This window comes from Catellatospora coxensis (assembly GCF_016862635.1).
Classification (GTDB): domain Bacteria; phylum Actinomycetota; class Actinomycetes; order Mycobacteriales; family Micromonosporaceae; genus Catellatospora; species Catellatospora coxensis.
In genome coordinates this window covers 140630-158820 of record NZ_BONI01000004.1, presented here as the reverse complement: position 1 = coordinate 158820, position 18191 = coordinate 140630, and the positions used below count along the sequence as shown (strand labels likewise).

Annotated in this window: 16 protein-coding genes; 7 read left to right on the top strand and 9 right to left on the bottom strand. The window is 72.9% G+C overall.

What is annotated here, in order from left to right; translation table 11 throughout:
- Window positions 1–174 precede the first annotated feature (174 nt).
- Window positions 175–798: a GOLPH3/VPS74 family protein gene (locus tag Cco03nite_RS03375; protein WP_203688424.1), complete on the top strand. Its 624-nt coding sequence runs from the start codon at window positions 175–177 to the stop codon at window positions 796–798.
- Window positions 799–1109: 311 nt separating this feature from the next.
- Window positions 1110–1661 (top strand): hypothetical protein, encoded by a 552-nt coding sequence (locus tag Cco03nite_RS03370; protein ID WP_203688423.1) that lies wholly within the window; start codon window positions 1110–1112, stop codon window positions 1659–1661.
- Window positions 1662–1704: 43 nt separating this feature from the next.
- On the opposite strand, the gene Cco03nite_RS03365 is transcribed toward Cco03nite_RS03370, so the two are convergent.
- Together Cco03nite_RS03365 and Cco03nite_RS03360 are read right to left on the bottom strand one after the other, a co-directional pair.
- Entirely contained in the window at window positions 1705–2763 is a 1059-nt protein-coding gene (locus Cco03nite_RS03365; RefSeq protein ID WP_203688422.1) for a hypothetical protein, read from the bottom strand.
- 10 nt (window positions 2764–2773) lie between these two features.
- Window positions 2774–3343, bottom strand: coding sequence for a sugar O-acetyltransferase (locus tag Cco03nite_RS03360; protein WP_239167076.1), 570 nt, complete (start codon window positions 3341–3343; stop codon window positions 2774–2776).
- 249 nt (window positions 3344–3592) lie between these two features.
- Between Cco03nite_RS03360 and Cco03nite_RS03355 the strand changes: the two genes are divergently transcribed.
- On the top strand, window positions 3593–4255 hold the full coding sequence (locus tag Cco03nite_RS03355) for a class I SAM-dependent methyltransferase (protein WP_203688421.1): 663 nt from the start codon (window positions 3593–3595) through the stop codon (window positions 4253–4255).
- A 60-nt stretch (window positions 4256–4315) separates the two neighbouring features.
- On the opposite strand, the gene Cco03nite_RS03350 is transcribed toward Cco03nite_RS03355, so the two are convergent.
- The 3 genes from Cco03nite_RS03350 to Cco03nite_RS03340 form a co-directional block, all read right to left on the bottom strand.
- Window positions 4316–5365: an ABC transporter ATP-binding protein gene (locus Cco03nite_RS03350; protein WP_203688420.1), complete on the bottom strand. Its 1050-nt coding sequence runs from the start codon at window positions 5363–5365 to the stop codon at window positions 4316–4318.
- Window positions 5362–6894 carry an ABC transporter permease gene (locus Cco03nite_RS03345; protein ID WP_203688497.1) on the bottom strand — a complete coding sequence of 511 codons (1533 nt, stop codon included), beginning with the start codon at window positions 6892–6894 and terminating at the stop codon, window positions 5362–5364. The genes Cco03nite_RS03350 and Cco03nite_RS03345 overlap by 4 nt, the downstream gene beginning before the upstream one ends.
- A 68-nt stretch (window positions 6895–6962) precedes the next feature.
- The gene (locus Cco03nite_RS03340; protein WP_373314208.1) at window positions 6963–8009 is read right to left on the bottom strand and encodes an iron ABC transporter substrate-binding protein; all 1047 of its coding nucleotides are present in this window, start codon (window positions 8007–8009) and stop codon (window positions 6963–6965) included.
- A gap of 120 nt (window positions 8010–8129) precedes the next feature.
- On the opposite strand from Cco03nite_RS03340, the gene Cco03nite_RS03335 reads away from it, so the two are divergent.
- Both Cco03nite_RS03335 and Cco03nite_RS03330 read left to right on the top strand, forming a co-directional pair.
- A complete protein-coding gene (locus Cco03nite_RS03335) occupies window positions 8130–10691 on the top strand; it encodes an AMP-binding protein (protein WP_239167074.1) in 2562 nt (853 codons plus the stop codon).
- 123 nt (window positions 10692–10814) lie between these two features.
- Window positions 10815–11717 carry a M56 family metallopeptidase gene (locus tag Cco03nite_RS03330; protein ID WP_203688419.1) on the top strand — a complete coding sequence of 301 codons (903 nt, stop codon included), beginning with the start codon at window positions 10815–10817 and terminating at the stop codon, window positions 11715–11717.
- A 9-nt stretch (window positions 11718–11726) separates the two neighbouring features.
- Here the strand turns inward: Cco03nite_RS03330 and Cco03nite_RS03325 are convergent, their stop codons facing one another.
- On the bottom strand, window positions 11727–12704 hold the full coding sequence (locus Cco03nite_RS03325) for a tripartite tricarboxylate transporter substrate binding protein (RefSeq protein WP_239167073.1): 978 nt from the start codon (window positions 12702–12704) through the stop codon (window positions 11727–11729).
- 38 nt (window positions 12705–12742) lie between these two features.
- Here Cco03nite_RS03325 and Cco03nite_RS03320 point away from each other — a divergent pair, with 38 nt between their 5' ends.
- Both Cco03nite_RS03320 and Cco03nite_RS03315 read left to right on the top strand, forming a co-directional pair.
- Window positions 12743–14293 carry a sensor histidine kinase gene (locus tag Cco03nite_RS03320; RefSeq protein ID WP_203688418.1) on the top strand — a complete coding sequence of 517 codons (1551 nt, stop codon included), beginning with the start codon at window positions 12743–12745 and terminating at the stop codon, window positions 14291–14293.
- A complete protein-coding gene (locus Cco03nite_RS03315; RefSeq protein ID WP_203688417.1) occupies window positions 14290–14958 on the top strand; it encodes a response regulator in 669 nt (222 codons plus the stop codon). The genes Cco03nite_RS03320 and Cco03nite_RS03315 overlap by 4 nt, the downstream gene beginning before the upstream one ends.
- A 66-nt stretch (window positions 14959–15024) precedes the next feature.
- Here Cco03nite_RS03315 and Cco03nite_RS03310 read toward each other — a convergent pair whose 3' ends face one another.
- From Cco03nite_RS03310 to Cco03nite_RS03300, 3 genes are read right to left on the bottom strand one after another with little or no spacing between them, the layout of a single operon-like run.
- Window positions 15025–16566 (bottom strand): tripartite tricarboxylate transporter permease, encoded by a 1542-nt coding sequence (locus tag Cco03nite_RS03310; RefSeq protein ID WP_203688416.1) that lies wholly within the window; start codon window positions 16564–16566, stop codon window positions 15025–15027.
- Window positions 16563–17051 (bottom strand): tripartite tricarboxylate transporter TctB family protein, encoded by a 489-nt coding sequence (locus Cco03nite_RS03305; protein ID WP_203688415.1) that lies wholly within the window; start codon window positions 17049–17051, stop codon window positions 16563–16565. Before Cco03nite_RS03305 ends, Cco03nite_RS03310 begins: the two co-directional genes overlap by 4 nt.
- Before the next feature lie 11 nt (window positions 17052–17062).
- On the bottom strand, window positions 17063–18085 hold the full coding sequence (locus Cco03nite_RS03300) for a Bug family tripartite tricarboxylate transporter substrate binding protein (RefSeq protein WP_203688414.1): 1023 nt from the start codon (window positions 18083–18085) through the stop codon (window positions 17063–17065).
- Between the last annotated feature and the right edge of the window lie 106 nt (window positions 18086–18191).

Genomic DNA, 18191 nt, shown 5'->3' with positions numbered 1-18191 from the left:
CCATGCTGGTCGCGGCGGGCCGGGCGCGCATGAGCGCACGTACTCAGATCCCGCTGAGTCGATCACCCCACGCGCCTGAGGCGCCAGACCCCGCACGATGCCCGCAGCGCAAGTGATATCACTATGATACCGTCATGGCGGCCGACCCCCAACCTGTCAGATGGAGAGCTGGTCATGGAGCTGCCCCTCACCTCCCGGGTCTACCTGCTGGCCTACAACACCGACAAAGGCAGGCTGACCTGCAACGGCTACCTGGGATACGTGCTTCGCGCCGCGGCGCTCACCGAGCTGGTCCAGCTGGGTGCGCTGTCCGATGACGACGGCAAGCCTCGCGCGGCGAACACCAAGGTCACCGACCCGCTGCTGGCCGAGGTGCTGCGGGAGATCGCGTCCGCGCCCAAACCGAAGAAGTGGTCCTGGTGGGTGCACCGCGGCCAGACTCCCCTGTTCCGCGCGGTCCAGCAGCGGCTGGCCGACGACCGTGTCATCACCACCGAGCGCTACCGCATCCTGGGGATCTTCCCCGCCACCAGGGTCAAGCTCCACGAGCACCGCACGGTCGCCCGGCTCCGCTCCACCGTCAGCCACACCCTCAACGGTGGCACCGCCGACCCTGGTGACGCGGCCCTGACCGCGCTGGCCGCGACCGGCGAGATCCGCATCGCCATCAGCCGGGCCCAGGTCCGCCAGTACGCCAAGCGCCTGGAATCCCTCACCCGGCAAGCGGGCCCCGCGCTGCCCGCACTGCGCAAGGTGATCCGCGACCACCACGCCGCCAACGAGTCGTCACCGGGCTGAGACCGCCGGCAGGCCGGCGTTTCCTCGCCGGCCTGCCGGCGGCTCCGGCGGCGTGACCGCACAGACGGTTCGGCCTGGGACTGCCCGACGACGGCGCAGCGGGTACGGTGCGGCATCCCTTACCGATCACAGGAGCAAGAACCTTGAAACGCCTCGTACCACTGGCCGTCGTCGCCGTCATGTTCGCAGGCGGCTGCAGTGCGGCCGCACCGGCCGGGCCGGCCGGGCCCTCGGCGCCGCCGGCCTCCCCCACGGCGGCCGCCCCGTCGCCGACGCCCTCCTTCAGCCCCAACCAGCTCATGGAAACGGCCATGATCACCGACGAGCTCCTGCTCTCGGTGGTGGACCTGCCCGGCCGGCAGGAACGCGCGGTCGATGACCACTGGTGGAAGGGCTTCCCCGCCGGCATCGTGACCGCATGCGGCGAGCGTCCCGCCTCCTCCACCGCCGACGCGGGCGATGCCCTGACCCACGTCCGGTCCTGGATCGTCGCCGCGGATCAGTCCGCCGAGAACTTCGGGGTCGTCGCGCAGGAAGTCCTGGTGCTGCCGAAGGAGAAGGCCAAGGACGTCGTGGCCAAGGCCGAGTCCCTACTGGGGAAATGCAAGTCATACCGTGACGCCGGAGTCACTTACACCAAGATCGCGGTCCGGGACATCGACCTGACGTCGACCGCCTACAGCGCCACGGCCGCCTGCTTCACCAGCAACGCGGACAAGAAAGTGAATTGCTACACGTATTTCGGGCGCGGGAGTGTAGCGGTCGTCATCCACACATACGGTCCGGATCAGAAGCGGACCGAGGCCCTGACAGACGACGTCAAGTCGGCCGTCGAGCTCCAGCTCGCCCAGCTGCCGGCCTGAGCGCACCGGCCGCCGGGTGTCCGGCGGCCGGTGCCACCACCCCTCAGCCGACCCGCGTCGGCGGGGCGCAGCGGCTCAGCCAGGCGGCGGCCTCCGGTGCGGGCAGCTCGCCGTCGAACGCGATCCCGGGCTCCAGGTACGGGTAGACGCGGGCGGTCTTCCAGGTGCGTTCGACGGTCGGCGGGTCGATGACCACCACCCGCACCCCGTCGACGGCGGCGATGTCGGAGGGAATCCCGTTCCACACCCACTCACCGGCGGCGTCGTTGAGGATGATCGTGCCGGTGACGGGCTCGTCCAGGTCGAGCCGCTCACCGAAGGTGGCGGCGACGAGCTCACTGTCGGAGGGCCGCCGACCGGCCAGCCCGCCCGGCGATTCGGGCCCGATGAGCAGCCCGGCCAGCAGGGTGTGCAGTTGGCGGTCGTCGCCGACACCGGTCAGCCGCAGCCGGAAACCCCGGCCGGTCTCCCGGTGCAGCACGATCAGCGGCTCGTCGTCGAGCACGTGCAGCAACCCGTGCAGGAAGTGCGCCTGCTCGACGAAGCGCCGGGCCACCCCGACCAGCTCGATGAGGCGCTCGCGCTGCGGGAGCGCCGCCCGGACCGGCCGGTACTGCGCCAGGAACAGCACCGGCTGCACCCAGGCGCCCACGAAGGCCCAGGCTTCGGCCACCTCGATCGCCTGGTCCTTGGCCACGCCGTGGCGGCACGCCACGTCGACGAAACGCTGCATGTCGGGGACGGCCTCGTGCTCACGCGCGGGCCGCGGCACCGGCCGGCCGATGGCCTCGTCCCAGTACGTGTTGAACACGAACGTGTTGTCCATCGCCTGGCAGGCCCGCTCGACGAACACGGGCAGCAGCACGTTGACGTCACTGCCGTGCAGGCACAGGTTGGCCGCGACCCGGGCGAGCCCCGCCCCGGGGCTCAGCGGCATCGTCTCCACCATCGGCCGGATGCGTTCCAGCGCCGCGTCGACCTGCTCTCGCGGCGCGGACGCCCCGACCTGGATGATGCCGCTCAGCGCGTCGTCGTACGCCTTGAGGTCCAGTGTGTTGGCCGCTGCGGACAGCGCGTCGGTGTACTGCACCAGTGTTCGCACGGCGCGAATGCTACCGGGGCGGGCTCGCCGCCGGTGGCCGCAGACGTTTGCGCTCGACGATGCTCGTCGCCGTCACCACGCTCAAAGGCGGCACGTCCTTGGCGACGACCGCGCCCGCGCCGACGACCGAGCCGCGGCCGATCGTCACACCGGGCGTGACCGTGGCCGCGGCCCCGATCCACACGTCGTCCTCGATGACGATCGGCGCGTGCGTGATGTAGTCGTAGCGTTCGTCGACCTCGACCGGGTGTCCGGCCGTGCTCAGCGTGACGCTCGGACCGATCAGGACGCGGTCGCCGATGGTGATGCCGCCGTAGTCGAGGAAGTAGCAGCCCTGGTTGATGAACACGCGCTCCCCGAACGACGCCCCGAGCCCGTAGTCGCAGTAGAACGGCGGCAGGATCGACAGCGAGTCCGGCACGGGCCTGCCGAAGATCTGGGCGAGCACCGTCCGGCGCGCGTCCAGGTCGTCGAACGGCAGCAGGTTCAGGCGCGCGGTCAGACCCATGACCAGCTGTACGCGCTCGGCGAAGGCTCGCGACTCTGGCGTCCTGGTCGGCAGGCGATGCTCGTTGCGCACGAACGATTCTGGCACGGTGTCCGGTCACGACTTGGACGCCGCCGGCGATCCGCGCCCCGGCCGCAGCCACACGTCGAGGTTGAGCGCGAACTCCAGCCCCGGACCGGGTCGCCGCGTCGGCGCGGTGCAGCCGCGCGCGTACCGCGCCGGGGTCGAGCCGGTCACAGACTGGTGCCGCGGCGTCGACGAGCAGGTCGGCCGCCTGGTCCCGGACGGCGGCGTGGGGGGCCGCGCACTACTGTCGTACAAATGGTCGAACACGATTCCCTCGCCGCCACCCGCGACAGTTACGACGCCGCTGCCCTCGCCTATGCGCAGCTGTTCAGCGACTCGCTGCAGGACAGGCCCCTGGACCGCGCGATCCTGGACGCCTTCGCCGAGCTGGTGCGGACGAGCGGGGACACCCGGGTCGCGGACCTGGGCTGCGGGCCCGGCTACGTCACCGCTCACCTGCACAAGCTGGGGTTGGCGGCGTCGGGGGTCGACGTCTCGCCAGCGATGATCACGTTGGCTCGGGAGGCCTATCCGGACCTGCGGTTCGACGTGGGCTCGATGGCCGCGTTGGACATCGCCGACGGCACGCTCAGCGGCGTGCTGTCGCGCTGGTCCATCATTCACACGCCGCCGCAGGACGTCCCCGCCATCCTGGACGAGTTCCACCGGGTGCTGGCACCCGGCGGCCACCTGCTGATCGGCTTCTCGGCCAGCGAGGATCCGTCGCACCCGACGCAGGTCTTCGACCACTCGGTCGCGCCGGCCTACCGGTGGTGGCCCGACCACCTCGCCGCGATGCTGCGCAAGGCCGGGCTGGCCGAGGTCGGCCGGATGGTGCGCGAACCCCAGCCCGAGGACAAGCGGCAGTTCCAGGAGGTGCAGCTGATCGCCTGTAAGGCCGAGGCGGTGGTCGGGTAGCGGTCGGGTCGGGGTCATCGACCGGCCCGCCGCCGAACTGTTCCGTGCCGCCTCGCACCGTCACCCGGCCACCGGCTCGGGGCCGGGCATGGCGTGCACGGGCCCGTCGACGGTGAGCCCGACGCGCTGGCCCGGCACGAGTTGCTGCCCGCGGTCGAGCACCCGTGCGGTGACCGGGGTTCCGTCGTCGAGCCGCAGGTCCAGAACGACGTCGTGGCCGTGGAACAGCTGCCCGCGCACGGTCGCGGCCACCGCGTCAGGTGCCGCGTCGGGTGGCGTGACCCGGATCTGCTCGGGCCGCACCAGCACGGTGATGGTGTCGTGGCAGGCGCGGTCGAGGGCGAGTTCGCCCAGCGGCGTCGGGACGCGGTCACCGCCGGCGGTCCCGGGCAGCAGCACGGCGTCGCCGACGAACCGGGCGACCCACGGATCGCCGGGGGTGCGGTACACCTCCAGCGGGGTGCCCTGGCGGCGTACCCGGCCCTGGTGCATGACCACGACCTGGTCGGCCATCGACAGCGCCTCGCCCTGGTCGTGGGTGACCAGCACGGCGGTCGCGCCGTCGGCGTGCAGCGCGGCGCGCACGTCGGCGCGCAGCCCGGCGCGCAGCCCGGCGTCCAGCGCGCTGAACGGCTCGTCGAGCAGCACCAGCCGGGGGCGGGGGGCCAGCGCCCTGGCGACGGCGACGCGCTGCTGCTGGCCGCCGGAGAGCTGGTGCGGCATACGCCTGCCGTAGCCGGCCAGCCCGACCAGTTCGAGGACCTGGTCGACGCGGCCGCTACGGCGCTGCGCGGCGTCGAGGCCGTAGCCGACGTTGCCGGCGACGTCCAGGTGCGGGAACAGCGCGCCGTCCTGCGGCACGACGGCCACGCCGCGCCGGTGCGCCGGGACGTGGCGGCCGGAGCCGGACACGGCACGGTCGCCGAGGGTGATCTCACCGGCGTCGAGGTGCTCGAAGCCGGCGACGCAGCGCAGCAGGGTCGTCTTGCCGCAGCCGGACGGGCCCAGCACCGCGGTCAGCGAGCCGGCGGGCACCGTCAGCTCGGCGCCGTCGAGGGCTTTCACCGGCCCGAACGCCTTGTGCGCGGCGCGTACGACGAGTGCGTTCACGGGGTGCCTCCGGGGGTGAGCGCGCGGCGGGCCAGCACCAGCACCGGCCCCGCGGACAGGATGACGAGCAGTGCCGCGTACGGCGAGGCGGCGGCGTAGGCGGCGACGGAGGTGTGCGTCCACAGTTCGGTGGCCAGGGTGTCCATCCCGGTGGGACGCAGCAGCAGGGTCGCCGGCAGTTCCTTCATGCAGGTGAGGAACACCAGCGCGGCTCCCGCGCCGATGCCGGGCAGGGTCAGTGGCAGCGTGACGGTGCGCAGCACCGCCCAGGGCCCGCGACCGAGGGAGCGGGCGGCCTCCTCCAGGCTGGGCGGCGACAGCGCGGCGGCGGACGCGACCGCGCCGACGGCCAGCGGCAGGAACAGCGTCGCGTAGGCCAGCGCCAGCAGCCACCGGGTCTGGTAGAGCGGGTAGGCGACGTTGATGCCGAAGAACACCAGCGACAGCCCGACGACCAGGCCGGGCAGCGCGTGGGTGAGGTAGGTCAGCCGGTCCAGCACCGCCGACAGCGGGCCCGGGGCACGGGCGGTCAGCAGCCCGATCGGCAGGGCCAGCAGCATGGTCAACGCCGCCCCGAGCGCGGACACGCCCATCGAGTTGGCGGCCGCGCCGGCGATCTCGGCCGGCGAGCCGGGCCGGGACACGCCTTCGGCCGTCCAGCGCACGAGTGCCGCGCCCGGCACCGCGAAGCTGCCGGCGGCGACGGCGACGATGGCCAGCAGGGCAGGGGCCCGCCACGGGCCCAGGCGCACGATGCGCGCGGGCCGGCGCGTGCCGCCGCCCACTTTGGCGTAGCGGGTGTCGTGGCGGCGTACGGCCAGCTCCGCGCCGAGGATCACGAGGGTGACCACGACCAGGGCGGTCGCCTGGACCAGCGCGCCGACGCGGTCGAAGCCGAGGTCGAACGACGTGAACACGGACCGGGTGAACGTGTTGACCCGCAGCAGCGCGACCGCGCCGAAGTCGGACAGCACGTACAGGGTGACCAGCAGCCCGCCGGCGACGACGGCGGGGCGGATCTGGCGCAGGGTCACGCCGGTGAAGGTGCGCCGGCCGCCGCGGCCCAGCGACTGCGACACCTCCTCGACCGCCGGGTCGACGGAGCGCAGCGCGGCCGCGACCGGCAGGTAGACGTACGGGAAGGAGCAGAAGGTCAGCACCAGGGCGGCGGGCCAGAAGCCGTGGAACCCGTCGACGACCGAGACCCAGCCGAAGGCGGCTACGTAGGTCGGCATCGCCAGCGGCAGCGCCGCGACCACGCCGAACGTCCGCCGCAGCGGCAGGTCGGTGCGGGTGACCAGGAACGCGGCGCCGACCCCGAGCAGCAGGCACCCGGCCGTGACGAGCGCGGCCAGGGCCAGGCTGGTCGCGGCCAGCTCGGCGGTCGCGCCGGTGAGCAGTTCCGCCCGGATGCGCTCGCCGCCCGCCTCGGCGGCGCGAACGCCCAGGTAGACCAGCGGGATGAGCGCGACGGCGACGGCCAGCAGGCTGCCCGTCAGCAGCACCGGGCGGGGGGCGAGGCGGCGCAGCCGGTGGACGGCACGCCGTGGGGCGGGCGCGCCGGTGCGCGCCCGCCGTCCGGTGCCGGTGGACGTGCTCAGGACGTCAGCCCCGAATTCTTGATCATTTCGACGGACGCGGCGAGGGTGTCCAGGTCGTTGAGGTTGATCGCCGGGATCTTCAGGTCGGCCAGCGACGGCAGGCCGGGCGCGGTCGGCACGCCCGCGATCAGCGGGTACTCGAAGGTCTTGGTCGCGAAGTAGGTCTGGCCGTCGACGCCGAGCAGGTACTCCATGAACTGCTTGGCCTTGGCGTTGCCGGACGCCTTCTTCAGCAGGCCCAGCCCGGAGACGTTGAGCAGGCCGCCGGTGTCGCCGTCGCCGAAGTAGTGCAGCTTGACCTTGAGCTGGTCGGGGCTGACGCCGAGCTCGGCCGCCTTCTCGAACAGGTAGTAGTGGTTGACCAGGCCGGCCGGGAGCTTGCCGTCGTTGATCTCGCCGACGATGACGATGTTGTTGTCGCGGATCTGCGGCTCGTTGGCCTTGATGCCGTCGAGGAACTGCTTGGCCTTCGCGTCGCCGTGCTGCACCCGCAGTGCGGTGACGAACGTCTGGAACGAGGCGTTGGTCGGCGCGACGCCCAGCCGGCCCTTCCACTGCGGGCCGGTCACGTCCAGCACCGACTTCGGCAGCTCCTCGGGCTTGACCTGGTCGGCGTTGTAGGCGAAGACGCGCAGCCGGCCGGTCACGCCCACCCACTGGCCGCCGGCGTGCTGGTACGGCGCGGGGACCTTGGCCAGCAGCTCGGCCGGGACCTGGGCCAGCAGCCCGGCTTTGGCGACCGCGCCGAGGGCTCCGGCGTCCTGGGACAGGAACACGTCGGCGGGCGACTTGTCGCCCTCCTCCTGCAGCTGGGCGGCGGTCTGCGCGGTGGTGCCGTAGCGCACGGCGACGGTGATGCCGGTCTTCTTGGTGAACTCGTCGATCAGCGGCTGGACCAGCGACTGGGTCCGTCCGCTGTAGACGGTGATGTCCTTGGGCTCCTCGCCGGAGCAGCCGGCCAGCCCGGCGGCGAGCAGCACGGCCGCGGCGAGCGAAGCCACGACCGCGCGGGGTGCGGCCTTGCGCCGGGTATCGGTCCCGATCGTCACGGCGGTGCTGGGTCTGCGGTCGGTACGCACGCCGACTCCCCTCTCAGGTTTGACAGGCTGTAGAAGTTAGGAAATCCTAACCTAGATTTGGTAAGCCTGCCCTAAGGCCCCCTCATGACTCTGGTAGCCACCGAAACCGCCACCGCGGGCGTCCCCTTCGCCCGCGACCTGATACTGCACGGCGACCGCCCGGCGCTGATCACCGACACCGGCGTGCTCACCTATCGCGACCTCGCCGCGCTGGTCAGCCGACGGGCATCGCGGCTGGGGACGCGGCGGCGCCTCGTCATGGTCGCCGGAGCCAACCGGGTCGACGCGCTGGTCAACTACCTCGCCGCGCTGTCGGCCGGGCATCCGGTGCTGCTCGCGCCCGGGGACAGCCCGACCGCGTTCGAGGCGCTGCGCGCCGCCTACGACCCGGACGTCGTGGCGGGCGAGACCATCCACGACGTACGCGACAGAACCGCGCACGAGCTGCACCCGGACCTCGCGCTGCTGCTGAGCACGTCCGGGTCGACCGGCTCGCCGAAACTGGTCCGGCTGTCGCACGACAACCTGCAGGCCAACGCCGAATCCATCGCGGCCTATCTCGGCCTCACCGCCGACGACCGCGCGGTCACCACGCTGCCGATGCACTACTGCTACGGCCTGTCCGTGATCAACAGCCACCTGCTGCGCGGCGCGTCACTGCTGCTCACCGACCTGTCCGTGGTCGAGCCGGAATTCTGGCGGCTGTTCGGCGAGCACCGGGCGACCAGCTTCGCCGCGGTCCCGTACACGTTCGAGCTGCTCGACCGGATCGGCTTCGACCGGATGCGCCTGCCGAGCCTGCGCTACCTCACCCAGGCCGGCGGCCGCCTGGACCCCCAGCAGGTACGCCACTACGCCGCGCTCGGCCGCCGCGCCGGCTGGGACCTGTTCGTCATGTACGGCCAGACCGAGGCCACCGCCCGCATCGCGTACCTCCCGCCGGGGCTGGCGGCGCACCACCCGCAGGCCATCGGCGTGCCCGTGCCCGGCGGCAGCCTGCACCTGAGCCCGCTCGACGACGCCCCGGCCGACGCCGGCGAACTGGTCTACCGCGGCCCCAACGTCATGCTCGGCTACGCGCACACCCCCGCCGACCTGGCCCTCGGCCGCACCGTCGACGAGCTGCGCACCGGCGACATCGCCCGGCGCACCCCCGACGGCCTGTACGAGATCATCGGGCGGCGCAGCCGGTTCGCGAAGATCTTCGGCCTGCGCCTGGACCTGCAGCAGATCGAGGCACGGCTGCGTACCGCGGGCATCGTCGCCGCCTGCGCCGGCGACGACGACACCCTGGCGATCGCCTACGAAGGCGGCCACCGCCCCGAGCACGTACGGCACGCGGTCGCCGCCGCCCACGGGCTGCCCGGCCACGTGATCCGGGTCGCCGCCGTCGCCGAGCTGCCCCGGCTGTCCAACGGCAAACCCGACTACCAGGCGGTACGCGCGCTGGCCGGCCGGGAGCAGGACGCCCCCGCGGCGGTGGACACCCCCGACCCGGTACGCCGCGCCTTCGCCAGGATCCTGGGCCACGACGACATCCGCGACGACGACACCTTCGTCGGCCTCGGCGGGGACTCGCTGTCCTACGTCGAGATGTCGATCCGGCTCCAACAGCTGCTCGGCCGCCTGCCGGAGAACTGGCACACCACACCCGTGGGCCGGCTCGCCGCAGCCGCCGACCGGCCGCCCACCACGGCCGGCGACCCCGCACCCAGGAACTGCTCGCCGTGGCGGCGAGTGCGCGTCGACACCACCGTCGCCCTGCGCGCCCTGGCGATCGTGCTCATCGTCGGCAGCCACATCCAGGTCTTCGACCTGCCCGGCGGCGCGCACGTGCTCGTCGGCGTGGCCGGGTTCAACTTCGCCAGGTTCCACCTCACCGCCGCCGCCCGCGGCGAACGGGTCCGCCACCTCGCCCGCAGCATGTCGCGCATCGTGCTCGGCGCCGTCACCTGGATCGGCGCGATGTACCTGCTCACCGACGACTACGAACCGGCCAGCGTGTTCCTGCTCGGTTACCTGTTCGCTCCGGAGGACACCGCCAACTACTGGTGGCACTTCTGGTTCGTCGAGGCGCTGGTCTACTACCTGGTCATCCTGCTGATCGCGCTGTGCCTGCCCACGTTCGACCGGCTGGAGCGCCGCCACCCGTTCGCGCTGCCCCTCACCCTGGCCGCGCTCGGCCTGATCGCGCGCTACCAGCTCGTCCCGGACGTGCGGCTGCCCACCCCGGTCGTGGTGTTCTGGCTGTTCGCGCTCGGCTGGGCGACCGCCAAGGCGACCTCCGCCCGCGAACGGCTGGCGGTCAGCGCCGTCGTCGCCGCGACCGTGCCGGGCCTGTTCGGCGACCCCGCCCGGGAAGCCGTCATCGTCGCCGGCCTGCTGATCCTGGTCTGGATCACCGACCTGCCCAGCCTGCCGCTGCTCAACCGCACCGCCGCCCTGCTGGCGACCAGCTCGCTGTACATCTACCTGACCCACTGGCAGGTCTTCCGGCTCATCGACGACACGTCCCGGCCGCTGGCGCTGATCGCGTCCCTGGTCTTCGGCGTCCTGTACGCGCTGACCGTGCCACGCGCAACGGCCAAGATCCACGGCTGGTTCCGCCGCCGGACACCGCAGCCGATCGCTGCGGCAACCGCATGACGCGCGCCGCCGTGCGGCCATGAGCGCCGCCGCCGGTCGACCTGGGCACGGCTTCCCCGCCAGGGCGGCCGGCACCGGGCATGGCACACTCGACCCGGCGGATCCGGCGGCAGGAGGTGTGGCATGTTCGATCATTTCGCCTGGTCCGTGCTCGTCGCCCCCGCCCTCGTCAGCATCGCCCTGCGGCTGGTCGCCGACCGGCTCCCACCCGGCCGGGGCGCGTACGTCGTGGCCTGGTCGGCAGCCGCGACCGCAGCCGCGAGCCTCGCCAACCTGCTCGTCTTCGCGCTCAAGGCCGTCGCGCAGGTGCCCGCCGTCGGCACCGCATTCGGGTGGTCGGCGCACACCGTCCACCAGGACACCGCCCATGTCGCCTGGGCCCCGATCCTCAGCGTCGGGCTGCTGACCGCCTCGGTCACGGCGGTCAGTGTCAAAGCACGCCGCCACCGCCGCGTGCTCGCCGAGGCCCGCAGCCTCACCGACGGCACCGCCACCGTCCTGGTGCTGCCCGACGAGCGCCCCGAGGCGTTCGCGGTGCCGGGCCGGCCCGGCCGGATCGTCGTCACCACCGCCATGCGGGAGCACCTCACCGCCACCCAGCTGGACGCGGTGATCGCCCACGAGCAGGCCCACCTCGACGCCGGCCACCACCGCCTGGTCGCCCTCGCCGACCTCGCCGCGGTCGGCCACCCCGCGCTGTGGTGGGTGGCCCGGCACGTCGGCTACCTCGTCGAACGCGACGCGGACGAGCAGGCGGCGCGGGCGGTCGGCAACCGCCGCACGGTGGCCCACGCGATCGGCCGTGCCTCGCTGGCCGCGCCCCCCGCCCTGGGGCTGGGACTGAACGCCGCGGGCCGGGGCGGGGCGATCCCGCGCCGTGTCGCCAGCCTGCTCGACCCGCCGCGGCCCGGCGCGTCGCACTGGCAGCTCCTCCCGCTCGCGCTGGCCGCCTCGACGCTCGTCTGGACCGGCGAAGCGGCCTGGGATCTCATCGAACTGCTGCTCAAAGCCGGTATGGGGAGCTGATCCGCCCGGTCAGCGGGTGGACGCGCTCGGCAGGGCCAGGCCCATGCCGTCCAGGATCCTCGTGACCGACTGATCCTGCTCGCGCAGGAACGCGGCGAACTCGTCGCCGTCCTGGTACGCGTCGGTCCACCGGTGCCCGGCCAGCGCCTCCCGCCAGGCCGGCGACGCGCGCAGCTGCACGACCATGTCCGACAGCGCGGCCCGCTGCCCCGCCGACAGGCCCGGCGGCGCGACCAGCCCGCGCCAGTTGTCGAACGCCACGTCCAGGCCCGCCTCCAGCAGGGTCGGCGCGTCCACGCCCGCCGCGCGGCTGCGGCTGGTGACCGCGAGCACCCGCAGCTGCCCCGCCTCGATCTGCTCGGCGTACTCGCCGAGGCTGGACACCGCGAACGCGACCCGCTTGCCCAGCACCGCCGCCAGCAGCGCACCGCCGCCGTCGAACTGCCGGTAGCGGACCGTCGGCGGGGCGATGCCGGCCGCGTCGGCCATCAGCATCGCCGCGAGATGGTCGGGCCCGCCACGCGACGAGCCGCCCCCGACCGTCAACCGCGCCGGGTCGGCGCGCCACGCCGCGACGAGGTCGGCCAGCGACGTCAGCGGCGAGTCGCGGGTGACCACGACGATCTCCGGTTCCTGGATGAGCCGAGCCAGCGCCGTCACGTCCGACAGCCGCGCCGGGACCGGCAGGGTGTGCTGCGCCCCGACCAGCCCGAGACCCATCAGCATGATCAGGCCGCTGTTGCCGTGCTCGTACACCAGCCGCTGCAGCCCGACCATCCCGCCCGCGCCGGGCAGGTTGAACACCTCGATGCTGCGGTGGACGTCGGCCGCGTGCAGGGACGTGGCCACGGTGCGGGCCGTGATGTCGTAGCCGCTGCCCGGCGCGTTGGGCACCATCAGCCGCAGGTCCGGCTCCCGGTCCGCGCCGCAGCCGCTCGCCGCCAGCATTGCCAGCAGCGGAGCAGCGAGTACGGTACGACGGAGCATCCGCCCACCCTAGCGGTGCCCGAGCCCAGGAGGAGCCCATGCGCCGGCAGTTCTCCCTGGCCAGGCAGCTGCTGCTGTTCCAGCTCGGCATCGTGCTGCTGGCTGTCGGCGCGGTCGCCGCGGTGTCGATGGCCGAGGCCCAGGGCGCCTTCGAACGCGACGAGGGCACCAAGCTCCGGTCGATCGCCGAGAGCCTGGCCTGGAACGACACGGTCCGCCAGGGCATCGGGCCCGACGTCTGGCACGACTCCCTGGCCGCCGCGGCGGAGACGGCCCGGGGCGCCAACGGCGTCTCGTTCGTGGTGCTGACCGACGCCTCCGGCCGGCTGCTGACCGGGCCGGACGCGGGCCGCCGCGCCGACCTGGGCGACAGCGACGGCCTGCGCGGCAAGGGCTGGCACGGCGAGGTGCTGACCCCCGCGCGGGTGCTGGAGGCCCACGCCCCGGTGATCGACCCCGCCGACGGGCGGATCCTCGGCCTGGTCGTGGCCGGCCAGACCTACCCCTCGTGGCCCCAGCTGCTCGCCGAGGCCACCCCCGACCTGCTCACGTACCTGCTGCTCGGCTCCGCGCTCGGGGTCGGCGGCTCGCTGCTGCTGGCCAGGCGCGTCAAGCGGCAGACCCTGGGCCTGGAGCCGCGGGAGATCGCCGGCCTGGTCGAGCACCGGGAGGCGATGCTGCACGGCCTCAAGGAAGGCCTGCTCGGCCTCGACGCCTCGGGCCGGGTCACCCTCGCCAACGACGAGGCGCTGCGGCTGCTCGACCTGCCCCACGACGTGACCGGCCGGCCGCTGCGCGGCCTCGGGGTGCCCGACGATCTCGTCCAGCTGCTGACCGGCGGCGGCGGCGAGCCCGACCACGTCGTGCTGTTCCAGTCCCGGGTGCTGGTCCTCAACCAGATGCCGGTGCTGGTCCAGGGCCGCGCCGTCGGCACCGTCACCACCCTGCGCGACCGGACCGAGCTGACCTCCCTCGAACGCGAGCTGGACCTGAGCCGCCACGCCACCGACACCCTGCGCGCCCAGGCGCACGAGTTCACCAACCGGCTGCACACCATCTCCGGCCTGATCCAGCTCGGCCAGTACGACGACGCCGTCAACTTCATCATCCGCGCCGGCCAGGCCCAGGAGGACCTCAGCCACCGCGTCCAGTCCCGCATCGCCGACCCGGCGCTGGCCGCGCTGCTGATCGCCAAGGCCAGCGCGGCTGCCGAGCAGCGCGTGGAGCTGGCCCTCGACGACGCGTCGGCGCTGGCCGCCCAGCCGGACGGCCAGCTGGTCGCCGACCTCGTCACGGTGATCGGCAACCTGATCGACAACGGCATCGACGCCGCTCCGGCGGGCGGCCGGGTCGGGGTCCTCATCCGCCAGGACGACCACGAGGTGGAGGTTCGCGTGCACGACTCCGGCACCGGAGTGGCCCAGGAGCTGGCTCAGGCGGTGTTCACCCGGGGCTTCACCACCAAGGACGGTGGGCGCCCCCGCGGCATCGGCCTGGCGCTGATCAGCCAGATCTGCACCGCGCGCGGCGGGTCGGTGACCGTCGAGGGCGCCGCGTTCACCGCCCGGCTGCCCAGGCAGCGGGCATGACCCGGGTGCTGGTCGTCGACGACGACTTCATGGTCGCCCGCATCCACACCGGATTCGTGCAGCGGGTCGACGGCTTCACCGTCGTCGGCGCGGCGCACACCGGCGCGGACGCCCTGGCGGCGGTCGAGCGGCTGCGCCCGGACCTGGTCCTGCTGGACATCTACCTGCCCGACATCTCGGGGCTGGAGGTGCTGCGCCGGCTGCGCGAGGCGGCCCACCCCGTCGACGTGCTGGCCGTCACCGCGGCCAGCGATGTGGGGACCATCCGGGCCGCGCTGCACGGCGGGGTCGTGCACTACATCATCAAGCCGTTCGCCGCGGACACGCTGCGCGAGCAGCTGGAGCGGTACGCGGCGCGGATGCGGCGGCTGGCCGACGTCCCGCAGATCGGCCAGGCCGAGGTGGACCGGCTGTTCGGCCTGACCGCCCAGGGCGGGGCGAGCCTACCCAAGGGCCTGTCCACCGCCACCGCGGACCTGGTCGCCGGGGTGCTGCGCGGCAGCGAGCGGGACCTGTCGGCGGTCGAATGCGCCGAACTGGCCGGGCTGTCCCGGGTCAGCACCCGCCGCTACCTCGAACACCTGGTCCGGTCCGGCCGGGCCGAGGTGCGGATGCGCTACGGCAGCACCGGACGCCCTGAACACCGCTACACCTGGCGGCCCTGACGATCGTCCGTGGCTCCGCGTCGCCGGGTGGGCTGTGCCGGCGTGTTCGGCACAGCCCACCCGACGTCAGTCGTCCTCGGCGAAGGACAGCCGCTGGGCGTCGCCGCCGCGCAGTCTGGCCCACACCTTCGGCAGGTGCGGCAGGGCGAGCGCGACGACGGCCAGGCCGAGCAGCGTCACCGTCAGCGGGCGGGTGACGAACACCGACAGGTCGCCGTCGGACAGCAGCAGCGCCCGGCGGAACTGGGTCTCCATCATGGGCCCGAGGATCAGGCCGAGGATCACCGGCGCGATCGGGAAGTCGAACCGGCGCATGAACATGGCGAGCACGCCGATGGCGTACGCGATGAGCACGTCGACGACACTGCCGGACACGGCGTAGACGCCGAGGGTGGCGAACACCAGGATGCCGGTGTACAGCAGCGGCCGCGGGATCTGCAGCACCTTGACCCAGACCCGGATGAGCGGCAGGTTCAGCGCCAGCAGCATGACGTTGCCGACGAACAGCGACGCGATCAGTGCCCAGACCAGGTCCGGTGACTTCTCGAACAGCTGCGGGCCGGGTGACAGGTCGAAGTAGCCGAACGCGGCGAGCATGACCGCGGCCGTCGCCGAGGTGGGGATGCCCAGCGTCAGCAGCGGGACCAGCACCCCGGAGAAGGAGGCGTTGTTGGCGGCCTCCGGCCCGGCGACGCCCTCGATCGCGCCCTTGCCCCACTCGCCCTGGTGCTTGGACCGGCGCTTCTCGACGGTGTAGGACAGGAACGTCGGGATCTCCGCGCCACCGGAGGGCAGCGCGCCGAACGGGAACCCGAACAGGGTGCCGCGCAGCCACGCCGGCCACGACCGGGCCCAGTCCTGGCGGCTCAGCCACGCGAAGCCGCCCTTGACCGGCTCCAGCGGGGCGACCTTGGCGGGCAGGTCCTTCAGGCGCGAGGCGATGTAGAGCGTCTCGCCGATGGCGAACAGGCCGACGATGACGGTGACGACGTCGACGCCGTCGAGCAGCTCCGGCACCCCGAAGGTGAAGCGGGCCTGCCCGGTGAGCGAGTCGATCCCGACCAGGCCGAGGAACAGGCCGAACGTGAGCGACATCAGGCCGCGCGGCAGGGACGCGCCGACCATCGCGGTGACGGTGACCATGGCCAGCACCGCGAGCGCGAAGTAGTCCGAGGCGCGGAACGTGACCGCGAGGTCGGCCATCGGCTTGGCGACGAAGGCCAGCAGTACGGTCGAGATCGTCGCCGCGACGAACGAGCCGATCGCGGCGGTGGCCAGCGCGGCGCGGGCCCGGCCGCGCCGGGCCATCTGGTACCCCTCGATCGAGGTCGCCACCGACGCCGACTCGCCCGGGGTGTTGAGCAGGATCGACGTCGTCGACCCGCCGTACATGGCGCCGTAGTAGATGCCCGCGAACATGATCAGGGTGCCGGTCGGGTCGTCGAGCTGCAACGACACGGGCAGCAGCAGGGCGATGGTCAGCGCGGGCCCGATGCCGGGCAGCACGCCGACCAGGGTGCCGATGGTGACGCCGATGGCGGCGTAGAGCAGGTTCTGCGGGCTCAGCACCGACGCGAAGCCGTCGAGCAGGCTGGACAGGGAACTCATAGGGGCAGCACTCCGGCGGGCAGGACGATGCCGAGCAGGCGGGTGAACACGAGGTAGATGCCCACGGACAGGCCCACCGCGACGGCCAGGTCGCGGACGACGACCTCGCGGACCGGGCGGGTGCTCAGCGTCCGCGCCGTCACCAGCACGAACGCCGCTGTCGCCAGGACGTAGCCGGTCACGGTGTACTTGAGCACGAGCGCGTAGACGATCAGCGCGGCCAGTAGCAGCAGCGGCGTACGCCAGCTGCCGCCGCCCTCGGTCGGCACGGCGCGGTTTCGGATCGACTCGGCGAGGTAGCCCAGCGACACCAGCACCCACAGCCCGGTGACGATGACCGGTGCCAGGCCGGGCCCGGACGGGGCGTACCCGCGCTCGCCGGCCAGGGCGAGCGCCTGCGCGAACAGCAGCGCCCCGACGGCGAACAGCATGCCGCCGGCGACGATGGGGCCGGGGGCGGCCTTGGCCGCCCCCGGTTCCTGCACGGTGCCGGACACTAGCCCAGGCCGATCTCGGTCAGCACGGCTTTGATCCGGGTGCTCTCGTCGGCGAAGAACGTGGCCGCCTGCGCGCCGGTGCGGTAGAAGTCGGTCCACTTCTTGTCGGTCAGCGCCTGCTGCCACTGCGCCGAGGAGTGCAGCTTGTCGATCATCGCGATGACGGCGGTCTTCTCGGCGTCGCCGATGCCGGGCGGGGCCACCACGCCACGCCAGTTCATCAGCTCCAGGTCGTAGCCGGACTCCTTGATGCTCGGCGTCGGCGTGCCCAGCCCGGCGTCGCCGCCGGCCGCGCTGGACACCGCCAGCGCCCGTACCGTGCCGGCCTTGACCAGGTCGGCGAACTCGCTGGTGCCGGAGACCGCGACGCTGATGTCGCCCGACAGCAGCCCGGCCTTGGTCTCGCCGCCGCCGGAGTACGCGATGTACTGCTTGGCGACGGTCTTGGCGTCGGCGCCCGCGGCCTTGGCCAGCAGGCCGACCAGGATCTGGTCGGTGCCGCCGGCCGAGCCGCCGCCCCACTTGACCGACGCCGGGTCGGCCTTGACGTCGTCGACCAGCTGCTTGAGCGTCTGGTACTTGGAGTCGGACTTGACGACGATGACCTCCGACTCGGCGGTCAGCGTCGCGATCGGGGTGGTCTGCGACAGGTCGACCGGCGACTTGTTGGTCACCACGCCGCCGACCATCACCAGCCCGGTCACCATCAGCTGGTGCGCGTCGGCCTTGTGGCTGGTGACGAGCTCGGCCAGGCCGATCGTGCCGGCCGCGCCGGTGACGTTGCGGACCTCCGCGGACTGGCCGTTGAGCAGCCCGGCGCCCTGCAGCGCCTGCTGCATGGTGCGGGCGGTGGTGTCCCAGCCGCCGCCGGCGCCGGCCGGGGCCATGATCTGCAGGGTCTTTGCGGGGTACGCGACCGCCGAACCCGCGGGGGCGTTCGGGTCGCCGACCGACTGCTCGGCACACGCGGTGGTGGCCAGCAGCAGCGCCGGGATGGCGACCACGAGAGTACGTCTGAGCATGAGGGGTGTGCGCTCCTGTCACATCGGTGTGGCAAACGTGTTACGCACCATGCCGGAGCCCGTGACCGCGGTCACGCTTGTGAAGACTGAGTACGTATTGGTCTTT

Coding starts and splice junctions, on each gene's coding strand:
- Cco03nite_RS03375 (WP_203688424.1), top strand. CDS start 175: ATGGAGCTGCCCCTCACCTCCCGGGTCTACCTGCTGGCCTACAACACC.
- Cco03nite_RS03370 (WP_203688423.1), top strand. CDS start 1,110: ATGATCACCGACGAGCTCCTGCTCTCGGTGGTGGACCTGCCCGGCCGG.
- Cco03nite_RS03355 (WP_203688421.1), top strand. CDS start 3,593: ATGGTCGAACACGATTCCCTCGCCGCCACCCGCGACAGTTACGACGCC.
- Cco03nite_RS03335 (WP_239167074.1), top strand. CDS start 8,130: ATGACTCTGGTAGCCACCGAAACCGCCACCGCGGGCGTCCCCTTCGCC.
- Cco03nite_RS03330 (WP_203688419.1), top strand. CDS start 10,815: ATGTTCGATCATTTCGCCTGGTCCGTGCTCGTCGCCCCCGCCCTCGTC.
- Cco03nite_RS03325 (WP_239167073.1), bottom strand. CDS start 12,704: ATGCTCCGTCGTACCGTACTCGCTGCTCCGCTGCTGGCAATGCTGGCG.
- Cco03nite_RS03320 (WP_203688418.1), top strand. CDS start 12,743: ATGCGCCGGCAGTTCTCCCTGGCCAGGCAGCTGCTGCTGTTCCAGCTC.
- Cco03nite_RS03315 (WP_203688417.1), top strand. CDS start 14,290: ATGACCCGGGTGCTGGTCGTCGACGACGACTTCATGGTCGCCCGCATC.
- Cco03nite_RS03310 (WP_203688416.1), bottom strand. CDS start 16,566: ATGAGTTCCCTGTCCAGCCTGCTCGACGGCTTCGCGTCGGTGCTGAGC.
- Cco03nite_RS03300 (WP_203688414.1), bottom strand. CDS start 18,085: ATGCTCAGACGTACTCTCGTGGTCGCCATCCCGGCGCTGCTGCTGGCC.